This is a genomic window from Nitrosomonas sp. Nm51, assembly GCF_900111165.1.
In the GTDB taxonomy this organism is placed as follows: domain Bacteria; phylum Pseudomonadota; class Gammaproteobacteria; order Burkholderiales; family Nitrosomonadaceae; genus Nitrosomonas.
The window spans coordinates 21,788-31,926 of sequence record NZ_FOGH01000029.1; the positions used below are offsets into that span (position 1 = coordinate 21,788).

General features: G+C 44.7%; 9 protein-coding genes. 7 read left to right on the top strand and 2 right to left on the bottom strand.

Annotated features, from left to right (window positions below):
* The 3 genes from BMY60_RS10200 to BMY60_RS10210 are packed head-to-tail and all read left to right on the top strand — an operon-like array spanning window position 1 to window position 2,342.
* Window positions 1-543: a phage tail protein gene (locus BMY60_RS10200; RefSeq protein ID WP_090333397.1), complete on the top strand. Its 543-nt coding sequence runs from the start codon at window positions 1-3 to the stop codon at window positions 541-543.
* Window positions 544-560: 17 nt separating this feature from the next.
* Window positions 561-1,778, top strand: coding sequence for a PASTA domain-containing protein (locus BMY60_RS10205; protein WP_090333399.1), 1,218 nt, complete (start codon window positions 561-563; stop codon window positions 1,776-1,778).
* Window positions 1,779-1,793: 15 nt separating this feature from the next.
* The gene (locus BMY60_RS10210; RefSeq protein ID WP_090333400.1) at window positions 1,794-2,342 is read left to right on the top strand and encodes a hypothetical protein; all 549 of its coding nucleotides are present in this window, start codon (window positions 1,794-1,796) and stop codon (window positions 2,340-2,342) included.
* Window positions 2,343-2,387: 45 nt separating this feature from the next.
* Here the strand turns inward: BMY60_RS10210 and BMY60_RS10215 are convergent, their stop codons facing one another.
* The gene (locus tag BMY60_RS10215; RefSeq protein ID WP_090333402.1) at window positions 2,388-3,089 is read right to left on the bottom strand and encodes a hypothetical protein; all 702 of its coding nucleotides are present in this window, start codon (window positions 3,087-3,089) and stop codon (window positions 2,388-2,390) included.
* A 292-nt stretch (window positions 3,090-3,381) separates the two neighbouring features.
* Here BMY60_RS10215 and BMY60_RS10220 point away from each other — a divergent pair, with 292 nt between their 5' ends.
* Window positions 3,382-6,237, top strand: coding sequence for a CHAT domain-containing protein (locus tag BMY60_RS10220; RefSeq protein WP_218141676.1), 2,856 nt, complete (start codon window positions 3,382-3,384; stop codon window positions 6,235-6,237).
* 638 nt (window positions 6,238-6,875) lie between these two features.
* Here BMY60_RS10220 and BMY60_RS10230 read toward each other — a convergent pair.
* Complete coding sequence (locus BMY60_RS10230) at window positions 6,876-7,079, bottom strand: hypothetical protein (protein WP_090333407.1); 204 nt, start codon at window positions 7,077-7,079, stop codon at window positions 6,876-6,878.
* 580 nt (window positions 7,080-7,659) lie between these two features.
* On the opposite strand from BMY60_RS10230, the gene fabF reads away from it, so the two are divergent.
* The 3 genes from fabF (at window position 7,660) to BMY60_RS10245 (ending at window position 10,012) form a co-directional block, all read left to right on the top strand.
* Entirely contained in the window at window positions 7,660-8,883 is a 1,224-nt protein-coding gene (gene fabF / locus BMY60_RS10235; protein WP_090333408.1) for a beta-ketoacyl-ACP synthase II, read from the top strand.
* 16 nt (window positions 8,884-8,899) lie between these two features.
* On the top strand, window positions 8,900-9,163 hold the full coding sequence (locus tag BMY60_RS10240; protein ID WP_090333410.1) for an acyl carrier protein: 264 nt from the start codon (window positions 8,900-8,902) through the stop codon (window positions 9,161-9,163).
* A gap of 420 nt (window positions 9,164-9,583) precedes the next feature.
* A complete protein-coding gene (locus BMY60_RS10245; protein ID WP_090333412.1) occupies window positions 9,584-10,012 on the top strand; it encodes a hypothetical protein in 429 nt (142 codons plus the stop codon).
* The last annotated feature ends 127 nt before the right edge of the window (window positions 10,013-10,139 follow it).

Below are 10,139 nucleotides of genomic sequence, written 5' to 3' on the forward strand. Positions count from 1 at the left end.
ATGAAACATCAGGAACTCAGGCAATTACTGCCGGAAATTTTTCGAAGAACCGACCAGCCTGGCTCGCCGCTACATGCCCTGTTGCAGGGAATGGAGATATTATCTGAACCGGCGGAAACAATTCTTCAACAACTGCCAGTTTACTTTAATCCTTACACTGCCCCGGAAAATTTTTTGCCATTCCTGGCTAGCTGGGTAGATTTAGACCGCTTTTTTTCTACAGCACCCGGCCCAGCTGTAACCGAAACAGAGTTTTTGCAACTGCTCGATAGCGGGCGCCTGCGTGAACTCATTATTGCAGCGACCCGGCTATCGAAATTACGGGGCACCACTGCCGGATTGCAGTTATTTCTTGAAATCGCAACAGGCATAAAAGGCTTTACTGTTGACGAAAATGTTTTGCAGGAAAATAATGATGTGATACCGTTTCATATAAAGATTTCCGCGCCAAAAACTGCACAAAGATATCAAGTGCTGATCGAAAGGATCGTTACGCAGGAAAAACCGGTATACGTCACGCATTATTTGGAGTTTAGCCCTTAATAAAAGGAGAAGCATTCATGGTCAAAATAGTCGAAATTACGCAATCTTCGGATACTGTGACCTGTGATAAAAATGGTCAGGCGAGCATTCAGTTTAATGTGAATAATATCAGCGCTTCTCAATTAAGAGTGGGCGCCAAAATTATCACCGAAGACCCTGCGAAAGAATCGTGGTTCAGCATCACGGACAAAACCGAGAAAAAACTCGAAATCGATGCCACCGATCATTTTTCAGTTCAGATCAATGCAGATGATGCCGCAGAAGGGAGCTACAAACTTCGCCTGCTGGTTTATAACATTGAAAATTCTGATGAAGATTATACCGAGAGTGAAACAATTGCTGTCAATGTGCCTGCACAGGAAAAAGCCCCTGTTGAGCCTGAACCTTCCAAAATGTGGATTGTTTGGGTACTGGCCGGCATTTTAGTTACCGTAACATTAGCAGTCGGTGGCTACTATCTATTCAGTGGCCAAAACGGAGAAAACCAAGGCGAACAAAAAGACGGTTTAATGGCGAGCGTTCCTAATGTAACCGGAATGTCGTTTGAAGATGCAAAAGCTGATTTAGAACGCTTTGAATTTGCTGACATTATAACAGAAACGCGGTTTGATGCTTCCAAAGCGGCAGGAACGGTGCTAGAACAAGCACCCGAGGCGCGCTCAAAAGTCGACGCGCATAATACGACCATGACGCTAATACTGGCAGACTCTGCGACTATCATGCCGGATGTCAGAGACATGACATTGCAAGGCGCAAAAGAGCGTCTGACAGGCAAGGGTTTCAGTCAGCGGAATATTGTCACTGAACCTAAATTCGACGCATCGAAACCTGCCGGAACGATTCTGGCGCAGTCACCGGAACCCGATGCTGAAGTCAGTGCCAGAGAAACCAAAGTAACGCTAACGACCGCCGATTCCGGTATAGATGTGCCGAATGTCAAAAACATGCAGCTTCAGGATGCTTTGATGCGGCTGCAATCTGCTAAACTGGCGCTGGGCGATATCAGCACACAATTCAAGTCCGATCTGGCCGAAGGTACAATTATTGACCAAACACCGCGCGGCGGGAAAGTTCCTGAAAAAACCGAAGTAGAACTCGTCGTGTCGACAAAGAAACGGGTAGTCACCGCGCATCCGGTTTTTCTGAAAGCAATCATCAACTCCGGAATTACCCACAATGCCCGCATATCCCGTAAGCTGGCACCGGAAGAATCGGATGAAGATACAGACCGGTAAAACAATTGATTTGTCATGAGTACGACAAAGATCGTCATAATTTGTTTAGGCCTGGTGATGGCGATCTTTTTTACTGGTTTAAGTTTGAATTTGATCGAAAAACCGAATCATGGCGTGTCCGGCGGAAGTAACGAACGGCAGCAGGCAGTCGCAGCCGATTATAAAAAAGACAGCTGGGTCAGCGTCATTGACGGATTACTTGCACCGTTTGCCGCTTCTTTAGCACCTGAAGATGTTGACATTAGCTGTGCGCATACAAATGCGGGGTTCTACCTGAACGAGCAAACGCCTGTATGCAAAATTACAGTACCGGGATTCAGCGAATCATTTAAAAAATTATCGCTCAAGCCTAATAAACGCAGCGTCCGATTGGAAATTACTTTTTCGCCGGCAGATGGCGATAAACAGGAGCCTTTTTTCTGGCCTTCGGCTGAATTTGACGACGACACGATCAGTTTTGTCATTCTGGGAAATGCGGATATGCAAGACGAAACAGCGGCAACGATTTTTATTGAATGCAACAACTGTTCCGATCAGCGAAAAGTCAAAATAGAATTTGATTAGTCATCAGTTGACGTGAGCACCCTGCCCTTCTTTTGCGTGCTCAGATTATGACTTCAACGCTCTATCGACCCGCAATGCCTTGATAACGGCAGGAATCGATCCAATAAGAAAAAACAGCGCCCAGATAGCAGCCAGAATGGCACTGATCAGCGCGCCAATGTCATCGGTAATATAGGCCAGGAACGGCGGTGCAATCGCATGCAAAAAGCCCAGCAGGATCGTCGCCACAAAAGAAGTCGCGATCAAAAGTACCAGCCCCTTGTTTTGTAAAAAGCGCTGATGCGCCAGCACCAGGAAAATCACAAAGGCGCCTTTAAAAATCATGATGAGTGTCAGTGTGGCTGCCGCCGCACCTACCTTAAAATCCGCAAATTCCGCAAAATAAATCGCCGTACCTATGGGCACAGCCAGCAACAGTGAAACCATGAGCATCAACAGGCCAAAAGCGGTAAATATCGCAACAATAGCGCCCAGCAATGTCAACAGCGCGACAATAAAAGTAATAATCCCCTGAATACGACCGTGAATTCTATCGGGTACAATCAATGCAACACCCATCAGCAAAATGGAAAACAGGAGCAGCCAGTCCAGCCAGGCAAGATAAATGATTCCCAGACCGGGCGCTGACAAATCGCCTTTACCTTTACTATCACCCAGAAAAAACTGAGCGCTTACTTCGATTGCAAAAACGATAATCAAACAAACAATCGACGCACAAAAAAAAGGAATTCTCAGTTTATCAAACAACGTTATACTCCTTTACACAATCACATAAGAACGATTTGTTGCGATCATAGATTCACCCGCCACCGGTGTTTTATGATGTCTATTCTCAACATATTAAAATAATTACTGGAAATACAACATGCACGCTGATGACAATAGCATATCACGTAAATTATTTGCCGGATTGACATAGTTGATAATCTGTAAAGCGCGGTTGATGAAACCACAGCCTGGCATGTTTTTTCAATGAGTAATAAGAATGTTCTTCAGTAGACTACTGCCACCCTTCCGTCAATCTTTATGTATTGTTTTCATGATGCTGGCCATTGGTTGTATTGCACCTGACCCGCGCATTTCAGATATGCCTGCGCACGCGCTTTATCGACTCGGTATGGACGCATATCTGCATGGCAATTTTAAACAGGCGCAACGTTATTGGAGTCATGGGCTCACAAAAACAGCGCAAAGTGAGCACATGATAGCGTGGTCTGCATCTTTTCTTACAGGACTTGCGCATGCCCATGAGAGTCTTGGCAATCATGAAAAAGCTATTGATCTGGCCGGTCAGGCCCAACATGTAGCCGATAAGTTGTCCGACCCAAGACTGAAAGCTGAGGCACATATCATTATGGGCCAGGCATACCGGCAAATGGGAAATTACCCGGCGGCAATACACCAATCGGAGAAAGGCCGGCTTATAGCACAACAGATCGGAAACCTGGAACTCGAAAGCGACAGCGCCAGAAATCTTGGTGCAATCTATAAAAACCAGGGAAAATTTAATCGTGCTGAAAATTTTTACCATGCAGCCCTGGCGTTGGCTAACCAGGCCGATGACGTTATGTTGCAGGCCAAGGCACTCAATAACCTGGGGGAATTGTCGCAGCGTCGTGGACGATATGTAGAAGCCCTTGAATTGTATAATCGATCTTTACAACTCAGGCAGGAAATAGAAGATTGGGCAGGTCAGGGTAATGTTCTCGGTAACTTGTGCCGCGTTTACCGGGACCTGAATGACTATGAGCGCGCTGTAGAATTTTGTAATCGCGCATTGAAAATCGCCCGCAAAACGAATACAAAAGCCTATGAAGCAAACCATCTGAATAATATTGCGGAAATCTATTGGCATCTGGGAGAATTCAACAAAGCAGAAAAATCGTTTGTGCAGTCAATTGAAATCAAGCAGGTACTCGGCGATCTTAATGGAGAAGCGCGCGCCTGGAACAATCTGGGACTTATTTTTAAGTCGGAAGGAAAACTTGAGGAAGCATTGGATTTCTTCTTTAAATCACTGAATATTAAAAAGCAACTGAAAGACAGATCGGGGATAAGCGCCACTTATTACAACATCGGACTGACTTATTCCGATCTTGACCGGCACAACGATGCATTAAAGTACTTAAAACAAGCCCTGCTGATACAGGCTGAACTGGTCGAGGCAGCTCTACTCTGGCGTATCCTTGGGCATTTAAGTGATATTCATAAACAACTGGATCATTCGGATCTGGCTGTTTTTTTTGGCAAGATGGCAGTCAACAATATTCAGTCACTCCGCTCAGAGAACCTTAAACTTGAAAAGCATTTGCAAAAAAGCTTTCTGGAAGATAAACGTATCATTTATGAAAACCTGGCAAACTTACTGATCGATGATGGCCGCTTTCCAGAGGCACAGCAAGTTCTGGCAATGCTCAAGGAGGAAGAATATTTTGATTTTATTCAACGGCAATCAGACAACGATACGCAATGGACAGAAGCAACGTATACCAAAACGGAAACTGATTTCGCCATACGATACCACGAACTCACCGCCGATCTCATCGAGCAGCGTAAAGTCTATACGCAGTTAAACAAGAAACTGGAAGGCGGGCAAATACTGACACAAGCAGAAACAAAGCGCCTTGATGAATTGAATGCACGGCTTGAAGAGGCTCGGCTAGTTTACCTCAAATTTCTAAACGAACTGGAACAGGTATTTACACAAGAACGCCACTTAAAAGAATTCTATGCCAGAGACCTTGATGAAGTCAGCCAGACTCAAAATTTACTGAGTAAATTTGAGAATACGGTTCTGGTTTATTACCTGTACACTGATGAAAAATTGAGAATCCTCCTGCTAGATTCCAATTTATCTTTTCCCCCGGAGTTACACGAACAACCGATCAGTCGCCCGGAACTGAATCAATTAATTTATACATTCAGAGAAAAACTATCCAACCGCGGCGACCATTTAATTGCTGCCGAGAAATTATTTGAACAATTAATTGCGCCGATAAAAGCCGATCTGAATTTGCTCAAACCCGAAACCCTGCTGATCTATCCGGCACGTTCTTTGCGCTACCTGCCCTTTTCCGCATTATTTGACGGCGAGCAATACCTGGCTGAGCAATATGCGGTAACAATGTACAACGCAGCAGCACAAAGTTACTTATTACTGGAGAAACCCAAAGCGCACTGGTCGGTCGCCGGTTTTGGTGTTTCTGAATCCCGTGATCCCTTATTCAATAATTTACCCGCCGTCGAGGATGAAATTAACGCCATCGTCAAGGAGAAAACCGCGGACGAAATCGGCATTTTACCCGGGAATGTGTACCTGAACCAAAATTTTACCCCAGACCAATTGATGCAGACACTGAAACAAAAAGATGCATACCAGGTTATCCATCTTGCAACACATTTTAAATTCACACCCGGTTCTCCGATTAACTCGTTTTTACTCGCCGGTGCAGGCGCGCATATCAGTCTGCAGGATTTACTTCGGGGTGATTATCAAATGGCCGGTAAAGACCTTGTTACCTTGTCGGCATGCGAAACCGCTTTGGGCGAACTGGATGACCAGCATCTTGATGGTAAAGAACTGGAGGGGTTGGGCACGCTTATACAAAGAAAAGGCGCGCACGCAGTTCTTGCCACCCTTTGGCCCGTAGCCGACCAGAGCACGGCTATATTTATGGAACAGTTTTACACGCTCAGGGAGGAAAAAAATATTTCAAAAGCCGAGGCCATGCGTCAGACACAACTGTTGTTTATTCAGGGCAATGTAATTCTGGATGAAACAAGCCGCAAAGCGCGTCTCAGGGGCGTATCGCTTCCCGCAGATGGAGCTCCCGAATCGCAGTTTGCGCATCCTTATTTCTGGGCGCCATTTATACTTATGGGCAATTGGCAATAAAAGTATTTCATGCAGAAACCGGCACCTGCGGGCTTCTGCCAGCGGCCCGGTCCCGGCCAAGCAGCTCAAAAATGTCCTTATAAAACTTCCAATATGGCCGAACAACCGTATTGAGCAGCTGCTGCCGCTACACCAGAATTCGTTTTATCCATTGACAGTTAACGGAAAGCTGTTTTGAAAAGATTCCTTTATGCGCCCGCTCTGTTTCTTTGTATCGGCAACGCTTAGGAGCCGTGAATAAATAAGTGTAACACTTATTTATTCACGGCTCCTTAGATTCCTACACTGGCCTGATAGGCATGAAAATTTGTCAATAGTATCCGGAAATTCCGCTGCGAAATTGTTTTTAAACATTTGAAAACAACTGCTCGTTGTTTGCTCTTCACTGCGGCCGGGTCATTTTCATCTATCGCTCCCAACGAACTGATAAAAGTTACAAATCCGGATTTAACTGGCCGATCGCTACGGATTTGCTCAATATTGCAGGTTTCCAAATAATCGATTTGTGCATACTTCACCCGCTAAAAGCCGGTGAAGTATTCGCTCAGTCTGTCAAAAACAAACTAATGTGCAGGAAAATAACTACAAAGATACCCGTTCCCATTCAAAGTCTATGGCAGTAGTTTTTCTTAGCATGCTTATTCGTTGGCAGCGTAAGAGGTAATTAGAAAGACTACTCCAAAAACAGTAAATAAAGCGCCAGCAATAGTCATAAACATTCCAGAATCTGCTAGCGCAGAAATAACGCCTGTTATTCCCAATATACCCAAAATCAAGAGAAATATCCCTAAGATAATACTAGCAACCCAAGCTGCTTTGCCTCTTATAATTAATGTAATCATTAGAAGTTCCTCCTAGCAGTGCCTAATGATAATAATTAACCGGGAACACCCCATCGTTAACTATATGTAATCAGTCAATGTTTTTTATAATATAGCAACAGTCTATTTACATTTCTGTGACAAAAACCACTATACATATGACATTGGATAGCGTTACTCCGTTTTGATGCTTTTTTCCGATATTTTTCAAAAAATATCACGTCCGGCCTGCGTTGGACATTTGCAAAAAATTTTATGGTAGCCGCTGACAACCCACAACTTTTACAAGGCTCTGTAATCCCGGCCGGGATTTAGTAACAGTGATGTTTTCTTATCGTTTTTGGCTTAACCGATAGTAATTTGCATCCTCAGCTCAAATGCAAGGCTCTACAATTTTCTTATTCTACACACCAGACAACATACACATTAACAAATGCTACAAAAATTCGGCAAATCCTGATATTCGAGTACGGTTTCTTGATACGTATCAGGCGGTTTGACAACAATTCCCGCTATGCAGTATATTCGCATCTGTTAGAAGACAGCATGCAATTATTCAGGACTTGGCTCCCTACCCTAAATTCTTCAATTCGAACACAAAATGCGCATTGTAGTGACTGGAATGGGAATCGTCTCGCCAATAGGCGCCAGTGTCGGTCAATTTTGGAATGCTGCGATCAACGGCAACAACGGAGTCGACCGGATTCAGTGCTTTTACGCATCCAATAACCGGTCACGCATAGCAGGCGAGATCAAGGACTTTGATCCAAAATCGTTTCTGTCAAACAAACAAATCGAACAAACCGACCGCTTTTCGCAACTGGCTATACATGCCGCCAATCAAGCAATAGCCGACGCAGGCGGCCTAGAATGTTATGAACCCCGTCGCCTAGCAGTCAGTTTGGGATCAGGAATGGGCGGATTCGCGACATTTGAATCCTCAGCAGACCGTAAATTCAGGAATCGTTCGATTCCACCTTTTACTGTTCCACGGACCATGGCTAATTCCGCTGCCGCCTGGATTGCTACTTTGCACGGATTAAAAGGCGCGAACCTCACATGCAGCACGGCATGTTCATCTGGTGGCAATGCAATCGGCATGGGCCTTGATTTACTTCGCGCGGACAGGGCGGATGCCGTGATTACTGGTGGCGCAGAAGCGTGTGTTTTGCCTCTGACAATTGCAGGTTTTGAAGCTTTATATGCACTGTCAACCGGTTTCAATGATGATCCACAACACGCTTCGCGTCCGTTTGCAAAAGGCCGGGACGGTTTTGTCATGGGAGAAGGTGCCGGTATCCTCGTTCTGGAAAAAGAAGATATGGCCAGACAGCGTGGCGCCACGATTTATGCCCGGCTGGCAGGTTACGGATGCGCCTGTGACGCAACACATATCGTAGCACCCGATATCGACGGACAGGTTGCAGCAATGGAAGCGGCCATTCAGGATGCCGGAATAACACCGGATATGGTTGACTACATAAACGCACACGCCACATCGACACCACTCGGCGACGTCGTTGAGACCAATGCAATCAAGCAATTATTCGGCAACCACGCCAAAGAAATTATCATCAGCGCCACGAAATCCATGATCGGACATACAATAGGTGCTTCTGCAGCTATCGGCAGCATTGCAGCTATTATGTCATTACAGACAGGTATAATTCATCCGACTATCAATCTGGACGAAGCCGACCTAGAATGCGATCTCAACTATGCACCAAATACTGCCCTCACAAAATCAATGAATACAGTATTGTGCAATGCATTTGGATTTGGCGGCAACAATGTCAGCCTCGTTTTCTCAACACCCATCATTTAAATATAAGCTATTTGATATGAACACAGAAAACATTGAAACAAAAGTAATTGAATTTATTGCTTCAAAAGTAGAAGATGCAGACACATCGTCAATTACCGCCACATCCGAGTTTGAAGAGCTCGGCCTGGACTCTATGGACAGAGTTCAGCTTTTGTTCGACGCGGAAGAAACCTTCGGCGTAACCTTCGAAACTGATGAAGTCAAAGATTTCCATTGTGTCAAAGATATTATCGACTACATCAACAATCACCAGTCTTCTTCCTCACCTGAGAACTCTTGAGGTTACATTGCGAATTCAGTTTAACTTGACTTGGTATATTTTCTACCACGCAAAAAGTTACGCACCATACATCGTAATTCAGCTTTTCTAGCACCTCCATCGTTACGATTCTCAAGCAAATAAATTCCTTGCCAAATCCCCAGGAAATTTGTCTTCCGGTGCGATGCGGTTAAAGTACGACTTAAAACCCTGGCTGGCACAAGTACGGAACCGCATTTTCATTCAATGCCAGGAGGCTGAAGTATGTTGCATGAATATATGCACGATACCAACGTTAAAATTGTTGGCCTGTTGAGAAAAGCACCAGTTGATCGTTAAGAATGAAGACTATATTGATTCTGGGTTAATCTGAGTCTTTTCAGCACACTGTCGAATATTTTATCTATGCAGTATTAACGATTCTAAACAGGCAGCACGATTATGTGGTCGGACCCGGAAATAGTATATCGAGAAAAGGTGCGCATCGCCACTAATCTGGATATTGCAGCACGTATGCGCTTGGGCGGATTGTTTTATGTACTATGCAGTATTGGGGTTATCATGATGTCCCCCGCATTACATGCGCAGCCCTATATTGCACTTTTCATCATTTTTTTTATCATTCTTGCAGTCCTGCGCCTGTATATTTACAGGCAAGCGGTTTTATACTACAACAGCAGCGAAAAGCTGATAGAAAACGCCATACTTGCAATTTATATCCTGACAGCCTTGGGCTGGTCAATATTTCTCATATGGATATTTATGTCCGTCGACGAAATAGATAACGGTACGGCACTGGGAATCCTATGTACGATTGGTTTTGTGTCGGGCGGTATTGCAGCCATCTCGCCGCGTATACGTTTAACCTAAATTCCTCAGTTAGCTGGAATCAAATGCCAACGTAGCGGGAAATGAATCAAGAAATTGTGATTTCTGGGGTTTGCTGGCAATAATTTTACTGATGATATAACGCACCAAGGCTGGCCAGCGACCTGCT